A 557-nucleotide genomic window follows, 5' to 3' on the forward strand; every position below is an offset into this window, starting at 1 on the left:
TCGGCCTGTCGATGATCGAAGCCGCTGAAAAGCGCGGTGACCTCAAGCCGGGCGCGACCCTGGTCGAGGGCACCGCCGGCAACACCGGCCTGGGCCTGGCGCTGGTCGCCCAGCAGAAGGGCTACAAGCTGRTCCTSGTSGTRCCCGACAAGATGAGCCGCGAGAAGATCTTCAAYCTCAAGGCGATGGGCGCCGAAGTGCGCCTGACCCGGTCGGATGTGGCCAAGGGCCATCCGGAGTACTACCAGGACATGGCCCAGCGCGTGGCCGAGGAAACCCCGGGCGCGTACTTCATCAACCAGTTCGGCAACCCGGACAACCCGGCGGCGCATGAGTTCGGCACCGGTCCGGAGATCCTGGCACAGATGGACGGCGACCTGGACGCGATCGTGTTCGGTTGCGGCAGCTCGGGCACCATGACCGGCCTGTCGCGCGCGTTCGCCACCGCCTCGCCGAAGACCGAACTGGTGCTGGCCGATCCGGTCGGCTCGATCCTGGCCGAGTACATCAACGACGGCGTGCTCAACGACAAGTCCGGCAGCTGGCTGGTGGAAGGC

At 66.8% G+C, this 557-nt stretch carries 1 protein-coding gene; it reads left to right on the forward strand.

Translation table 11 applies throughout. The annotated features are described in order from the left end of the window. The coding region (locus ACXJ5O_RS29385; RefSeq protein ID WP_457302976.1) for a PLP-dependent cysteine synthase family protein at positions 1 to 557 on the forward strand (557 nt) is incomplete at both ends.

The sequence above is a fragment of the Phyllobacterium sp. P5_D12 genome (assembly GCF_054049495.1).